This window comes from Photobacterium sanguinicancri (assembly GCF_002265265.1).
Classification (GTDB): Bacteria; Pseudomonadota; Gammaproteobacteria; order Enterobacterales; family Vibrionaceae; genus Photobacterium; species Photobacterium sanguinicancri.
Map to the genome: position 1 here is coordinate 1 of NZ_NOIF01000119.1, position 15,702 is coordinate 15,702.

Annotated in this window: 10 protein-coding genes; 7 read left to right on the forward strand and 3 right to left on the reverse strand. The window is 42.3% G+C overall.

Annotated elements, in window-relative coordinates; all coding sequences use genetic code 11:
• The first annotated feature begins 1,201 nt into the window (after positions 1 to 1,201).
• The 6 genes from ASV53_RS16220 (at position 1,202) to ASV53_RS16245 (ending at position 9,263) form a co-directional block, all read left to right on the forward strand.
• Positions 1,202 to 2,419: an AAA family ATPase gene (locus ASV53_RS16220; RefSeq protein ID WP_062692168.1), complete on the forward strand. Its 1,218-nt coding sequence runs from the start codon at positions 1,202 to 1,204 to the stop codon at positions 2,417 to 2,419.
• 4 nt (positions 2,420 to 2,423) lie between these two features.
• The gene (locus ASV53_RS16225) at positions 2,424 to 3,398 is read left to right on the forward strand and encodes a ParB/RepB/Spo0J family partition protein (protein ID WP_062692174.1); all 975 of its coding nucleotides are present in this window, start codon (positions 2,424 to 2,426) and stop codon (positions 3,396 to 3,398) included.
• Positions 3,399 to 3,500: 102 nt separating this feature from the next.
• Entirely contained in the window at positions 3,501 to 5,759 is a 2,259-nt protein-coding gene (locus ASV53_RS16230; protein ID WP_094957844.1) for a tRNA(Met) cytidine acetyltransferase TmcA, read from the forward strand.
• Positions 5,760 to 5,770: 11 nt separating this feature from the next.
• Positions 5,771 to 6,511 (forward strand): phosphatase, encoded by a 741-nt coding sequence (locus tag ASV53_RS16235; RefSeq protein WP_094957845.1) that lies wholly within the window; start codon positions 5,771 to 5,773, stop codon positions 6,509 to 6,511.
• A 222-nt stretch (positions 6,512 to 6,733) separates the two neighbouring features.
• A complete protein-coding gene (locus ASV53_RS16240) occupies positions 6,734 to 7,105 on the forward strand; it encodes a hypothetical protein (RefSeq protein ID WP_062692182.1) in 372 nt (123 codons plus the stop codon).
• A gap of 511 nt (positions 7,106 to 7,616) precedes the next feature.
• The gene (locus ASV53_RS16245) at positions 7,617 to 9,263 is read left to right on the forward strand and encodes a flagellar assembly protein A (RefSeq protein WP_094957846.1); all 1,647 of its coding nucleotides are present in this window, start codon (positions 7,617 to 7,619) and stop codon (positions 9,261 to 9,263) included.
• 142 nt (positions 9,264 to 9,405) lie between these two features.
• Here the strand turns inward: ASV53_RS16245 and ASV53_RS16250 are convergent, their stop codons facing one another.
• The 3 genes from ASV53_RS16250 to ASV53_RS16260 form a co-directional block, all read right to left on the reverse strand.
• On the reverse strand, positions 9,406 to 11,337 hold the full coding sequence (locus ASV53_RS16250) for an EAL domain-containing protein (RefSeq protein WP_141226260.1): 1,932 nt from the start codon (positions 11,335 to 11,337) through the stop codon (positions 9,406 to 9,408).
• A 220-nt stretch (positions 11,338 to 11,557) separates the two neighbouring features.
• Complete coding sequence (locus tag ASV53_RS16255; RefSeq protein WP_094957848.1) at positions 11,558 to 12,910, reverse strand: sigma-54-dependent transcriptional regulator; 1,353 nt, start codon at positions 12,908 to 12,910, stop codon at positions 11,558 to 11,560.
• Positions 12,907 to 14,733, reverse strand: coding sequence for a sensor histidine kinase (locus ASV53_RS16260; protein ID WP_094957849.1), 1,827 nt, complete (start codon positions 14,731 to 14,733; stop codon positions 12,907 to 12,909). Before ASV53_RS16260 ends, ASV53_RS16255 begins: the two co-directional genes overlap by 4 nt.
• 232 nt (positions 14,734 to 14,965) lie before the next feature.
• On the opposite strand from ASV53_RS16260, the gene pdxH reads away from it, so the two are divergent.
• Entirely contained in the window at positions 14,966 to 15,610 is a 645-nt protein-coding gene (pdxH, locus tag ASV53_RS16265) for a pyridoxamine 5'-phosphate oxidase (RefSeq protein ID WP_094957850.1), read from the forward strand.
• Positions 15,611 to 15,702 lie beyond the last annotated feature (92 nt).

Genomic DNA, 15,702 nt, shown 5'->3' on the forward strand with positions numbered 1-15,702 from the left:
TTATATGATCAGGGCAATCATTTAACGCTAACATATTGAAAGATAGATATAAAAAAAGCAGCCCTTATGGAACGATGATCAAGTTTTTGTTGGAAGTATGATCAAATATAAGCTAGAACGATGATCATTAATGTAATGGAGCGATGATCATCAATCATTGGAAAACATGATCAACAAAGCATAGAAACGATGATCATGCATAAATAACAGTTTATCCACAGCTTGTTATTGTTGTGTTGGTGAAAAATCATCCAACTAAGTATATTCATCGTTTTTTTTACTTAGTTTATCGCTGGAACGATGATCAACGTAATGCATTTTGACTCTGTTTTGGGGCTTTTCTATGAAAGCCTATAGATAAATACACGATGTGAAAGTTGAAATACAAAAATTGAACTGACATCAACCGTAATTTTCCCCTGTTATTGCATGTGTCCGCAAGCGGAGACATGATCAAGTCTGAAATATTGCATTTCAATCTCTGTGATATGAGGTATTTTGTACTTTTTCCGTGTTTACAGCGTTCTCGCTATGACGCGCAAAGCCTTATAGAAACTGCATTGCCCGTAGTTTTGTGAGGTTTTATCATGCTTCCGAAAGAAATTATACACCATACTGATTAGCTTGATCATCGATCCGAATAATTTTGTCTATTATTGCTGGTTCATTCGATCCTACAGCTAGATTTACAGCCTTGATCATCGTTGCGAGTTTTATTATTTATTCTTGGAACAATGATCAAGCTAGAAAGTGTGAAAAAGGGCTAAAGCTGTTATTTGTTGCTTAATTAGTGATGAGAGGGTCATGATCAGCCTGAAATGAGTAAAATCGAGTCGTGATGATCGTACTCGAGCAACGATTTCAGCTTGATCTTTATATCCTCCAAATTGATCTGACATTGGCCGTAATTTGCTTATTAATTATCACGCTTCCGGCATAGTTTTCGTACTTTTCAGGCGCTAGGATAGATTTACATTGTAAAAAGGTGACGCTGTAACACTTTAAGTAATTTGTTTAAGTAGGGTGATTAGCCATATTTATAAAAATTTTGACCACTAACAAAAACTGTTTTTTATGACGAGAACCGCTTTTTGAATGGTATTGAGTATTTGTTGCTAATGTTCAGCTTTTTATTGTTGATGCTTGTTTTTGTTGTACAATAGAGCCAATGATATTTGATGGTGATAAGTGATAAGTGATAATGAACAGGGAACAAACAATTCAAAACTTGCTCAATATTGCAGAGCAAACAAAGCAGGTTCAAGCTGACCGTATCGAGATTGTTTTAGAAGAGCGCCGCGAAGAGCATTTCCCTCCAATGTCGAAAGCATTAATGGAAACGCGTTCTGGTTTGACCCGCCGTAAATTAGATGATGCGATTTCTAGAATGGAAGCGACGGGGCATCAATTTACTAAAAACAATGCAAACCACTACTCTATTACACTGGAAGAAGCTCATAAATTGATGGATGCGGCGAAAAAGCCTGCATTTTATCAGCGTGAAGGCGCTGGTCGTAAGCCATGGGTCGTGAATGTGCAAAACCAAAAAGGTGGCACTGGTAAGTCAATGACGGCAGTGCACATTGCTGCATGTTTGGCGTTAGACTTAGATAAGCGTTACCGCATTTGTTTAATTGACTTAGATCCACAGGGTTCATTACGTTTATTCCTTAATCCTCAGATCAGTGTCGGCCAACAGGAAACTATCTATTCTGCAGTAGATGTGATGTTAAACAATGTGCCTGAAGGTCAAGAAATGGATAAAGATTTCTTGATGGATAATGTGGTAATGCCAACGCAATATCCAAACTTAAAGACGATTGCTGCCTTCCCTGAAGATGCAATGTTTAATGCGGATGCATGGCAAGATTTAGCCGTTAATCAAGATTTAGATATTGTACGTTTACTGAAAGAGCGCGTAATTGACCCTATCGGTGACGAATTTGACATGATCATGATCGATACTGGTCCTCACATCGATCCGTTGGTTTGGAACGCAATGTACGCCTCTAATGCGCTTATTATCCCTTGTGCGGCCAAGCGTCTTGACTGGGCATCGACGGTTAACTTTTTCCAGCACTTGCCCACAGTGTACGAAATGTTCCCTGAAGAATGGCATGGTCTTGAGTTCATTCGTTTGATGCCAACCATGTTTGAAGATGACAACAAAAAGCAAGTTTCTGTACTCACCGAAATGAACTACTTATTACGTGAGCAGGTCATGATGGCGACAGTCCCTCGCAGCCGCGCATTCGAAACCTGTGCCGATACATACAGCACGGTTTTTGATCTAACTGCTGCTGAGTTTGAAGGCGGTAAAAAGACACTATCGACTGCGCAAGATGCAATCCAACGTGTTGGTTTAGAGCTCGAGCGTGTTATGCACAGTCACTGGGCAAACCTGAATAAGGAGGCATAGTCGAATGGCTATTAAAACAACGGATTTAAATGCCCGTTTATTTGGTAAAGCTGATAAACGTCGTGCAACAAATGTTGTTGAAGCGCAAAAAGCCGCGCAAGATAAAGCCGCAGTCATTGAATTAGCGGTTGCCGGTGAAGATACCGTCGCATTTGAACTGATTAAAGTGAATGCCGATAAGGTGCGCCAACAGACCCAAGTGTTTGCCGAAAATGCACGTGAACAGGCATTTTTGAATGAGCACGCCTTGGCTGATATTTTGACGACGTTGAAAGAACGTGGTCAACAATACCCTGCTGTTGGTCGATGGTTAGATGATGGACGTATCGAAGTTCTAGACGGTAGCCGCCGTCGTATGTCATGTATTTTGGCAGAGAAAGACTTTCTAATTTATGTCGCGAAAGGCATTAATAGCGAGCATGCTAAATTCTTGTCTGACGTTGCTAATGCTCATAAGCCGCTATCTTTGTACGAGCGCGGTAAAGAAATGCAATTGTTGCTTGAGCAAGGCAAAGTTGATGACCAAAAAGAACTCGCAAAATACTGTCAATGCAGCGAAGCACTTGTTAGTGGTGCGCTAAAAGCGGCCAGTTTACCAATGGAATTACTGATGGCTTACCCAAGTGTCAGTGAGTTAGGCCGTCCGACAATTGTTAAATTGCACCGTTTATATTACGGCTTAACGCAACCTGATCAACAGCAACTTATTAGTCAACTTTCAGCAAATGATGCGCCGTTATGGCAAACCATAAATGTTCAAGGTATCGCCCGTATCACGCGTGAAGTAACCGTGGTACTGGAAGATATGGGGGAGACTATCAAGCCCCGTGTTGTGGTGGAAAAGCCGAAACAACAAGAGCTGATTAAGGGAAAAGTGAGTTTCCTTCGTGATGAAGATAAGCTACAGCTGAAAATGAAAAAACTCTCGAGTAAGCAGGTTGATGACATTTTGGCTTATATCGGTGACTATTTAAAATAACGTTATTATCCGTTATTAAAAAACCACGCTTTTTAGCGTGGTTTTTTTTGATTTGTAGTTAGCATGCTATGATCGGCAAGTTCTTTTTTATTGAGTGTAACCATGGCTAAGCCGCTAGATTATTCAACCCGTATTATCACTACACTTCATCGTCGCCACCATCGTGCGCTAGTTGTACTTGAAGGTGAGCTCGATTGGCAGCTTAGCCAAGTCTCGAGTTTTATTACTCACTATGCAGCACCGCTATGGTTAGGATCACAGGTCCAGTTGGATATTGATGTGGTGACGGCGAAGAAAGCAAAAAACTGGCTTGGACAAGAAGTTGATTGCTTAATCGTTGATGCCAATTGTACTTTTTCCCCGGAAGCGTTTGGCATGCTTGCTGGCACTGTTGTTGGTGGCGGTGTGGTTATTTTATTGGTTAAACCGACGGGAGCAGATGGTGATAAACCATCATGGCAATGGCTACGCAACCAATTTACTCGCAACAATTGTTTTTATTTTCAGCAAAGCGATCTGACGTTATTGGCCGATGAGGGTGTTCATTTAGAAAGACAATTGGCCCATTTTGAAGCCCATAATGATGACCTAGACCGCTGTATCGTACAGCCTCTTTGCCAGCCTCAGCCACTGAGAACAGATAAACCTACTGCGCCGAGTATCTCGGTTATCGATGAAGCATGGGGGTGTGTAACTGCAGATCAAACTCGAGCAGTTGAAGCGATACGAAAAGTGGCGTTAGGGCATCGCAAACGGCCCTTGGTTCTGACGGCTGATCGTGGGCGAGGTAAATCATCGGCATTAGGGCTAGCTGCAGCGAGTTTAATGCGTGAGCGTAACATTAAGATCGTAGTAACAGCCCCTAGTTATGCCACGGCTGAAACGCTGTTTAAACACGCTCGACATCAGCTCGATCGCAATAGTAATGGTTTTCGTGTTGTATCAGAATCTGAGTTCCATTGGCACACTAGCTCTCTTGAGTTTATTGCGCCAGATCGTTTGATTGAACAAGAGATAGCGTGTGATCTCTTGATAGTTGATGAAGCTGCAGCCATTCCTTCGCCGTTATTAATACCTTTGCTTAGCCGTTTTAATCGCATTGCCTTTGCTAGTACCATTCATGGTTACGAAGGAACTGGGCGCGGGTTTGCCATTAAGTTTCGTGGCTATCTTGAAAAACTGATGCCGCAATGGCGAGGACTACATATTCATCAGCCTATTCGCTGGGCAGAGAATGATCCACTAGAACATTGGGTGTTTGAGGCGCTGTTATTAAATGCCGAAATGGCTTCTCTCTCTGGAACAGAAAAATCAGTAAAAGCCAACACGCAGGCGTATATCAGTACAAACCAAATGTTAACGAAAGCTGAGTTACTGGCAGATCCGCAACGCTTAACCCAAATCTTTGGTTTACTGATTAATGCGCACTATCAAACATCGCCAGCTGATTTTTTTCAAATGTTAGACGATGACGCCTTACAGGTATGGATTACCCAAAGTGATGATCAAGTGATTGGCTGTTGCTTGTTATCTGAAGAAGGGCGTTTTTCTGAAGAACTGGCAGAGCAAGTTACTTTAGGACAGCGTCGCCCTAAGGGGCATTTGTTACCTCAATCTATTGCGGCACATATTGGCTTAACGGCTGCAGCGATGCAGCAAGGTGGTCGCATCCAACGCATTGCTGTTCATCCTACTCGGTGGCGTCAGCAGATCGGGCAGCAGCTATTAAACGATATAACCTGCTGGGCACAAGATAAAGGGTTTGATTACTTAGGCACTAGCTTTGGTGTGGCTGACGAATTAGTCGCCTTTTGGCAGAGTGCAGGTTTTTCACTTATTCGGCTCGGTGTTACTAAAGATGCTGCCAGCGGCAGTTATTCTGCCTTAGCCGTTAAGCCATTATCACCACGGTCATTTACGTGGTGGCATGATGCTCAAGATTTGTTTGCTATAAATTTCAGCGCTCAATGCCACGAGCAATTTAAAGATCTAGAGGCGACGACGGTTCGCTTGCTTTACCGGTTGTTAGCCAGTTATCCATCCGCTGAACCCGCAAGAATTGAAGGCCTCGTTTTCAAGCAACTATCAGCGTATTGCCAAGGTGGACTCGGCTATGATACCGCAGCTGGTAGTATCGAGTGGTTAGTTAAACGATGGCTATCTTTTGCTGTACCTACTTCAGTTATTTATGATTTCGCGTGTTTAAATGAAGCGTTACTTATTAATAAAGTTATTCAAAAAAAATCATGGGCAGCTGTGATTAAATTACATAATCTGGTTGGGCGTAAACAGGCCGAAGCAGCAATGCGAGAGCAAGTTTCACTTTTATTGGATTCATTACATTCATCAGATAAAACGTAAAGAAGGAACTTATGAAACTATCGGTTGATACACACACTCACACTATTTCGAGTGGCCATGCTTACAGCACCGTTTTAGAAAATGCTCAAGCGGCTGCACAACGTGGTTTATCGCTGATGTGTGTTACAGATCATGCGCCAACCATGCCAGGTGCTCCGCATTTTTGGCACTTCGCTAATCAACGCGTGCTACCGAGATTTTTGCATGGTGTGGGTGTCATTCGTGGTGTCGAGACCAACATCCTAAATACAGATGGTGAGATTGATATGGATGCACGTATTCTGGATATGTTGGATTGGGTGATCGGCAGTTTTCATGAACCGATTTTTCGCCCGACTGATAAACACCAACATACCTTAGCGTTAATTAACGCCATCGAATCAGGACGTATTGATGCGGTTGGTCATCCTGGTAACCCCAATTTCGATTTCGATTATGAAGCTGTGATTCGCGCAGCTGCAAACAATAATGTGGTATTGGAAATTAATAATTCATCACTTTGCGGTTCTCGCGCTGGTAGTGAGATGCGTTGTGCTGATATTGCCGCATGTATTAAAGAGTTCGGTGGACGAATTACCACAGGTTCAGACGCACACTTTGCCCATGACGTGGGTAATTTCGAGCATGTACAAGCTTTACTTCAACAAGTCGCGTTTCCAGTCGAGCAAGTTGTGACTCATACGCCCGCAACATTCTTACGTTTTTTACAAGAGCGTGGACGACTGCCAATAGATGCATTTTCTGCGCTTTAATAATATATGTCTATTTACAGTGTAAATCTTAAATCGAATTTACACTGTAAATGTTCCCTTCTAAAAATTTTTCACTCCGACTTATCATTCAAATAATGCTCTTCTTCTTGTTTGGTCTAAAGTTAACAATACCCGAATAAAGTTATCAGCCCTGAACTGAAGACGCCTGCGTTGTTCAGTCAGGCGCAATGTTTATTTATATTGATGATAAGGTGAGAAGTCATGAGCTTGATACGGATACCGAGCAGAGCTGTTGAGTTACTATCAACGCCACCTTATCTGCCTTTTAAAGACGAAATGTTGACTCTAGAGCCAACAGGATTTGTTGCAAGGTTAATTAAAGAAACAGCGTCAGCCGATGAACTTGGTAAATTAGGTCTTCGAGTACGTGTTATTCAGGTAGGGAAGGCATGCCTTGCGATTGAATCTGTGGTTCCTGTCGACTTGAGCGTTGAATATCAACTTTCATTGTTTCGATTAGGGCAACTTGACGGCATGGTTACAGAGCTTCTGACGAAACAATCCGGTTTATACCACTATTTGTTTAAGACCAATAAGATGTTTAACGAAGGCCAGCTGAGCCATTTCTATTGATTTAAAGATAATGATCCATGTGATGACTCTGTCGTAATTTATTTTGGATAAAAAAAAGCCTCTCAAAATATGAGAGGCAATAAATAGGACAAAGTGACGGCCGTAATCGGGGGAATGCCATCACTTTACTCAGAAGTAGCCCTAGATTAGTTACTTTCTATATTGCGAATAGCATGCCACTTTTACATACCATAAAGAATTAAATTTAAGTTGTTGATTTTATTGGTTTTGTCTTTCTATGTTTCATTTTTTAGTCATTGTTGATATTACTTAATGGGTGGAATTGTACCCATTGGGTGTTTTTGGTGTTGGGATATATACCCAAAAACATGCCGAAGAACAGTGTGGGTCAATGTTGTTGATAACATAAACAATAACACTTAATTGATGAGACCTAACCGACGTTCTTTAAGGATAGCCCTATTAACCTAACCCCAAATAAGTAAAATAAAGAATGAAAGATAATCTGCGATTAGTGATTGTTTTTACGGGCTGAGCAAAGGAGTTCTCTATGTCCCAATCGCTCCTGAAGCTGAGCAAAGAAAATAATACCATTTCTATTCATGCCCAACCTTTGCTTGAACCGAGCAAACTTGTTGAGCGAGGGGATATATACCTCCAACTTTCAGCACATCATGGCAAGGGACTTTTCTTGTTTGAAAGTGCGATAGATTCCGCTATTGCTATTCTCAATGCTGACAAGCACCTTTCCCCGCAAGCTATCGTTATTGCAGAACAACGTGATGCTAGCCTCATCGTAAAAACTGCAAAAAATAATATGTCGGCCTCTATTACTGTTATTGGTGCCTATGGTGGCCGAGCGATAGATGGGAGCTTGCTGATCGCAGCCCTTAAACAGAACAATATTGTTCAAGGCGTACGTAAGAACTTACTTCAAACATTGTTGAGTAAGTCGCATCAACTCTCTTCTGGTGAGAAAATCACAATGCAAGTAGCGCTAGGTCGATTACCTGAGAATGGTAAAGACAGTGTTTTTGAGCTGCTTGTTGATGATATTAGTCGGCGAGTATTAAAACCTCGTGAGTTAGAGCATGACAAAGTCGATATGCGAGATTTAGGCGAGCTATGTAGTGTTGCTCAGGGTCAATCATTAATGAAGCGTATCCGCGCAACAGCAGGCATTGATGGTTATACGGTGTTAGGGGAGACGCTGCCAGCTAAGCCTGGTGAAGATAAGCCGTTTTCGTTTTACGATGGCGCTGAGGTTAGTGATTACGATGAAGATCTCGTTATTGCGACGCAACCAGGTGTTCCTATTTTTAAAAAAAATGGCGTCCAAGTTGATGATGCACTGGTGGTGAAAAATGTGAGTGCGACAACAGGGCACGTGAACTTTGATGGTAGTGTTGTGATACAAGGCGATGTTAAGCCTGGAATGAAGGTAACGGCTTCGGGGTCACTAACTGTACTGGGCTTCGTTGAGTTAGCCGAACTAGAAGCTGGTGCCGATATTACTGTTGCTAAAGGGATCCTTGGCAAACAATCTGTGGGTGATTCTGAATACGCTTGCACGATAAAATCAGGTGGAAAGATTACCAGTAAATTTGCTCAATACACTTTGCTTGATGCGAAAGACGATATTTGCCTAAGCCACCATGCTTTGCATTGCCACATAACGACACGAGGCAAGCTGTCTGTTATTGATGATACTAAGCGATATGGCACATTGAGTGGGGGGTATGTTTCTGTGGGCTATAGTGTCCATGCACTCAATATTGGGGCGTTGGCGGGTACCGTCACATCAATATCAGCATTTACTAACTATGAACATTTAAGAAAACAAATCAGTGACACCTGCCGTTTATGGGATGAAGAAAAAGAGTACTTAGCGCAGATGCGTGAAGCTCAGATTAAGTTACTAAAAATCCCTACCAATAAACGTCCTAAAGACCTCGTTAATAAAGTAGTTGAAAGCCACCGTCTTCATACCGCGAATTTGAGAAGGTGCAAGGAGAGCTACGACAAACTAAAAGAAGAGTATATTGATGTGCTGTCACAGGTTAGCATTACTGCGGCAAAACGGATCAATGCTGGTGTGAACTGTCAGCTTGAGAAGTACGCCTTACCCGTTTCTCAGGAACATGGCCCGAGTATTATCCGCGTTAGAGAGCAAGGTATCGAACTTAAGCCGCTATAAGTTTACAGTGTAAATGGTACTTTTCTATGGCGCCTAGCTGGAAACCGTTGATCTATTTACACTGTAAATAGACGGTAATTATTCTAAGTCACAACATTCCCTCCTCCGTTTTACAGTGTAAATTCACCGCTTAATCATATTGCTAAGCCACATTGTTAGTGCGTGTGACTTGCCGTTCAATGATATAGCCTTGAAAACCGCTGATGAACAATTCAGATAATCGCTCTAGTTGGGTTTCAGTTTCAACACGAGTCGCTATGGTTTCTATACCAAGGCTATGCGCGGTACGAGATATGGATGTGAGTACAGCCGATTGTGTTGGATTGTTTAATTGCATGGTAAAGGCAAAATCAATTTTCACGTATGCTGGTTTGAAATCATTAAGGTACTCAAGCGATTTAAAGTGACGACCAAAATTATCAATACCGAAGCGTACATCAAAACGATTGAGTAACTGACAGAGCAATTGCGTCATATCGGTGCCTTCAATGAAACACCCTTCTTGGATCTCAAAAAATAAACGTTTACAGATAAGCGGATGATATGGGAGCAGCTCATGCAACCAACGATGAAAAGCTGGGTCTTGAACGCTACTACGGGTTAAGTTGATAGCAAGTGCTGGTAATTGACGATCTGTTTGTAGCTGCTTTACACAAGATACAATGACATGTTTATCAAATATAGTGCCTTGGCTTAGTTCATCTAAAGCTCCGACAAATTGATTAGCAGAGATAACTTCATCATTACGTTTAATAGTACTAAATACTTCCTGATGATAGACGGTGTTGTTTTGCATCAATACCGGTTGATAGTGAAAATGTATTTGCTGGTTACGTATGGCTGACAGTACGAGTTCTTTCCAGTATTGCTTTCCTTTGTTATTGGTATTGCTCTCCCCTTCAGACAGCGCTATCGGGCTTGAGGGCGACTGTGCTGCGGCGATGACAGCATTATCCAGTTGCGCCAGTAATTGGCTCGCAGACGTCCCGTGCTCTGTAATGACTAACCCAATCGTGATCCCAAGCGGGGTATCAAATTCTTTCGTCAAGGGAAGCAGAGTTCCGAGTATTAATTCGGCTAACGAGTGTAATTTTTCTTGCTGAATTTGTGGCAATAATACGGCAAATTCCGTTTTAGATATTCGACCAAGGGTACTGTTGCTGTGTGTGATTGTTTGGTTCAATGTCTGGGCAATTTCACGAATAAGATGATCACCACGTTGGTAGTTTTTGTGGCGATAACTTTGGTTAATCACTTTTGCTTGAATCAAAATTAAACCGCCTTGCTCAGACTTCGTGAGCCATGCATCTAACTGATTTAAAAAATACTCGCGATTACCTAGCTGTGAAATTGGATCTCGATATGCCTTTTCACGCAAGTGAGCGGCTTCCTTTGCTTGAACGCGAAAGTGGCTCTCTAATTTATGTGCGAGTGAGCTGTAGCTCTTATTGAGTAGATTTAAGTCTTGATAGCGGGTGTGAGGTGGAGGATTGGCTTGATGCGTTTGTTCTAGTTGCTTGGCGTAAGTAATTAGACGTTGGAATGGTGTAAATGATAAGCGTAATAAGAAAAAAATAACCAAGGTAAAGCTAAATGAAATAATGCCCGCTTCAATTAAAAGTTGTTGGGTGTGGTGCCATAAATTATCTGCAAGCCATTTTTCATTGTTTGAAATTGTCACGATTACTGTGTCATTAACCAAGTTAATCGTCTGTGTTTGCGAATAGCTGTTGTCACCAAAGATGGCTATAAACCACGCTGGGGCTGCCGATTTGGTTTGCGGGCTCGTGATCGTCAATGATTGTTGCTGTGCCTGTGTTGGCGCGATTGCTATGGACTGGTAATCATCAGGGTGCAATTGCATTGTCAAAAAAGCGGAAAGCGCGACAAGGCTCGTATCGTAATGCTGGCGAGGAAGCAACGAAAAATCCTGAGAGAGTGCATGTTGGATATGTTGCTGTTGAGCGAGTATTGTTCCTGACTGTAAGGCGATAAAACGCGTTACGGACATCACCATAATTAGAGACAAACCGGCAAGTAGAGAGATGCGAAATAAATTCTTAAATAGTGTCATAGCACGTGCTTGACCTGATAAGTTAAAGGAAAAGATAGACGTAAACAAAAATCTATCAGAGCCTTGGCGTTTAACAGATAGGGGCTTGGCTTAAGAGCTTTTTTTTGCGAGGTAGGTAGGGTTGGATTCTGAAAACACCACCGTGTTTACACCATTTAACAGGGGGTAGTCACGGTGGTTAAGTAATGCGGATACAGTGAGTTAGGCCTGAAATTCGTCCTTAATGGGATGCTTTAAAATCATCTTTGTCGATATTGTGTTTTTTCATCTTGTCATAGAGTGTTTTTCGCGCGAGTCCTAGCTCTTCTTGTGCTTCTTTTAAACGGCCGTTATGGCGTTTGAGTGCGTCGCATACCAAGGTGAATTCAAACTGATTTACACGTTCACTTAAGCTTAATAAAGTCTGGTCTGCATGCAAATTCTCACCATCGTTGAAACCAGATGCATCGCCCATGAGTACTAATCTTTCCGCTAAGTTACGAAGTTCGCGGACATTGCCTGGCCAGTCATGTTCAAGGAGTTTCTGTTGTTGCTCCAGCGTAATTGCCGTTGGTTCAATGCTGTAGCGAGTCGAGGCTGAACGAACGAAGTTTTGAAATAGCATCGGAATATCATCTTTACGTTCACGCAAAGGCGGAATTTCGACCGAGACGACGTTAAGTCGATAATAAAGGTCATCCCTAAACTCGCCTTTATCACTCTTGATTCGTAAGTTTTCTTTGGTTGCAGCAATGATGCGAACATCAAGATCAACACATTTATTGGTACCTAGTGGTTCAACTTTACGCTCTTCTAATACACGCAGCATTTTTATTTGTAGCGCCATTGGCATCGATTCAATTTCATCAAGAAATAATGTACCGCCATTGGCATGGGCAATTTTGCCTACGCGTTTTTTTTGTGCGCCAGTAAAAGCCCCTGATTCAAAACCAAAGAGCTCACTTTCAATCATAGTCTCTGGAATTGCCCCACAGTTGATTGCGACAAAAGGTTTATCATGACGGATGCTATGATCGTGAAGAAAACGCGCAACCAGCTCTTTACCTGTCCCCGTTTCACCATGGATCATCACATCGGCAGGGGCATCTTTTATGTGGGTCAATATACGCCGTAGCTGCTTTATTTTCGGGTTGTTACCCAAAATACGCGGGCCTGGGCCGCTTTGTGCTTCTAATTCACGGCGTAATTCGCGGTTTTCTAGAATCAGTTCTCGCTTATCACCCGCGCGTTTGACTACGTCGAGTAAATTATCGGTAGAGAACGGTTTTTCAAGAAAATCGTATGCCCCAAGACGCATCGCTTCAACGGCCATAGAAATATCACCGTGTCCTGTCAGTAAAATAATGGACAGCTCTGGATCAATCGCTAACGCGCGCTTTAAGAAAGTGATGCCATCAATCTCTGGCATATTAATGTCAGAGATAATCACCCCTTCAAAATGGTTATCTAATTCCGCCAGGACTGGCTTAGCACTGGAAAATAAGCTCACGTCATAGTCTTCAATTTCTAGAGTTTGACCTAAAGCATCACGTATTGATTTTTCGTCATCAATAAAAATGACTTTCTTACTCATTGTCCATCCTCGGTACTACGTGGCAGTGTGATAATAAACTCACACCCTCCGCCACTGTGATCTTTGACGGTTAATGTGCCAGAAAAAGCATCGATAATTCGTCGTGATATGGTCAATCCAAGCCCTAAACCGTCTGGTTTAGATGTATAGAAAGGATTGAAAATTTTATGTTTTTGCTCGTCATCTAAGCCTGGACCATTATCCCAAATGTGAATGGCAACGGTATCTTCTTGTGGCGTGAAGTGAACACCAATTTGTGGTGGATGCGCATTCTCTAGCGCTTGTATCGCATTATGGAGCAAATTAATGAGTACTTGCTCAAACTGTACGGCATCTATGTTTACCACAAGATGTGGTGGTAATTCTTCAACGCGTAAAATGACACCGTGTTTTATCAGTTTATTGCGTAACAAGCTGGTTGCCGATCGAATGGAGTCAGCGACGGCTGTGCGGGTATTATTCTCGGTGGTTTTACGGGCAAAAACTTTGAAGCGCGCAATAATGTCAGCGATCATTTTATTAAGACTAATGATTTCTTCAATATTACCGGCGACTGCGTCGTAACGCTCTTTGACCAATAACTTGCGAGAGTTTTCTGCATAGGTACGCATGGCGGCTAACGGTTGGTTTATCTCATGGTTAATACTGGCTGATAGTTCACCAAGCATTGCAAGCTTAGCGGCTTGCACTAGCTCACTGTGTGCTTGTTTAAGCTCAGCTTGTGATAGTTCATATTGATTAATTGTGTCGCGTAATTCTTGGTTGGTTTCCATTAAATTGCGGGTACGTTCTATGACTAACTGTTCAAGCTTGTCGTTAAGTAGGGCTAACTGTGTTTGAGCAAAGCTGGTTTGTAACCAAGACACAATGGCAAGGCATAGCATTAAATAGAAAACGACAAAAATAAATAGCGCTTGAAATACATACTGATAAGCGGCGTTAATAGGCGAAAAGCCATATATTGACCAGCCTACCTTGTTCATCTCACGGTAGGTTGTCAGCATTTCTATCGTTGTTTTTTTGGTTGGGATAAGTATTTCAGTGATGTCTTGTTGCTGAAAATCACTTAGAAGTGAGTGCTTACTTATTGCTTGCAGTTTAGCATTGCCATATTGACGCGATGCGATGACGCTTTTACGCAGCGTATTTGGTAAAGCGACGAGTGAATGGTACAACCAAGCATCTTCCGAACTGTAAAAGACGATACCGTGCTGATCAACAATGGCGTAATCTACTTGATCGTAGTTCCAAATATCTTCGATAATCGAGAGGTCAACTTTGAGTGCTAATACCCCTATGATTTCGTTTTTTTTGTACACAGGTGCAGAGAAGTAGTAACCGCGTTTATCAGAGCGTGCACCTAGTGCAAAATATTGCCCGACATTACCTGCAAGTGCTTGGGTGAAATAAGGACGATAGCCATAGTTTTGACCGACAAAACTGGTTTCTGATTGCCAGTTACTCGCGGCGAGAGTATCGCCTTGACGATTGATAAGGTAAAGGGTGTCTGCACGAAGGGTTGAAGCCCAAGACTCTAGCAATAAACTTGTTTGCTTGTACTGATGGTTGATTGCACGTGCACTTTGTTCATCGGTTACCAGAGCATCGAGTAAGCGGGGATCGCTCGCGAGCACCTTGGGTAGTTGGCTGTAACGTGATAATTGTGCATCAATTTTTTCACCAAGCTGATTGATATCGCTGATGATTTTATCAGAGAGGTGCTGTTTGACTTGTTGATAAGTAATAGCACTGACGAGGCCACACAGTAAGGCTCCAACCAGGCTTAAAAGGACAAGGGTATTCTTTCTGTTCACACTGAACATTCCTGCAAGATCGTATAGGGAAATGATACCAATCAAACTGTGAATGCTACGGGAGCTGTGTATAAGGTGTGACTGCTCTTGCAAAGTTTCCTAGCGGCGATAGCGTGAAAGAAAGTAAATTGTTGTCTGGTGGGGATTAGTTGATCATTCTCAGGGGAATTATCGTATTATAATCGCCAATTAGTGTGATTGAAGTGATCACTCGGTATCCAGTTAATCAGTGGAGATAACAATGGATTTGTCTGATATTCGTCGAGAATATACCCGAGGTGGGTTACGCCGTAACGATTTGCCTACATCACCTGTTCCCCTCTTTAGGAAGTGGCTTGATCAGGCGGTTGAAGCGAAGTTGACGGACCCGACGGCAATGACGGTTGCGACAGTCGATCAAGATGGGCAACCGTTCCAGCGTATCGTTTTGCTGAAGCATTTTGATGAAGATGGCTTTGTGTTCTATACCAACCTTGGTAGCCGTAAAGCTTTACATTTAGCTGATAACGCAAAAATTAGCTTACATTTTCCTTGGCATGGGATTGAGCGTCAAGTGCATGTAACGGGCGTAGCTGAGAAATTATCCGTATTTGAAGTCATGAAGTACTTTTCATCCCGACCGAAGGAAAGCCAAATTGCCGCGTGGGCGAGTAAACAAAGCAGTCGCTTAACAGCAAGGCAAGCGTTAGAAGGCAAGTACATGGAACTTAAACAGAAGTTCTCTCAAGGTGAAGTGCCAGTTCCTACATTTTGGGGGGGGTACCGAGTCAAATTATCTTCTGTTGAATTTTGGCAGGGGGGTGAGCACCGTCTACATGATCGTTTTTTATTTTCACTCAATAGTGATGATAATTCTTCGTGGGATATAGAGCGCCTAGCACCTTAAATAAAAAACGCGCTAAATCAGCGCGTTTTTTATTCCATAATTTTATATACACGCTGTCACTATGAAACTATATTGTAAGCATGGTGTTTAAT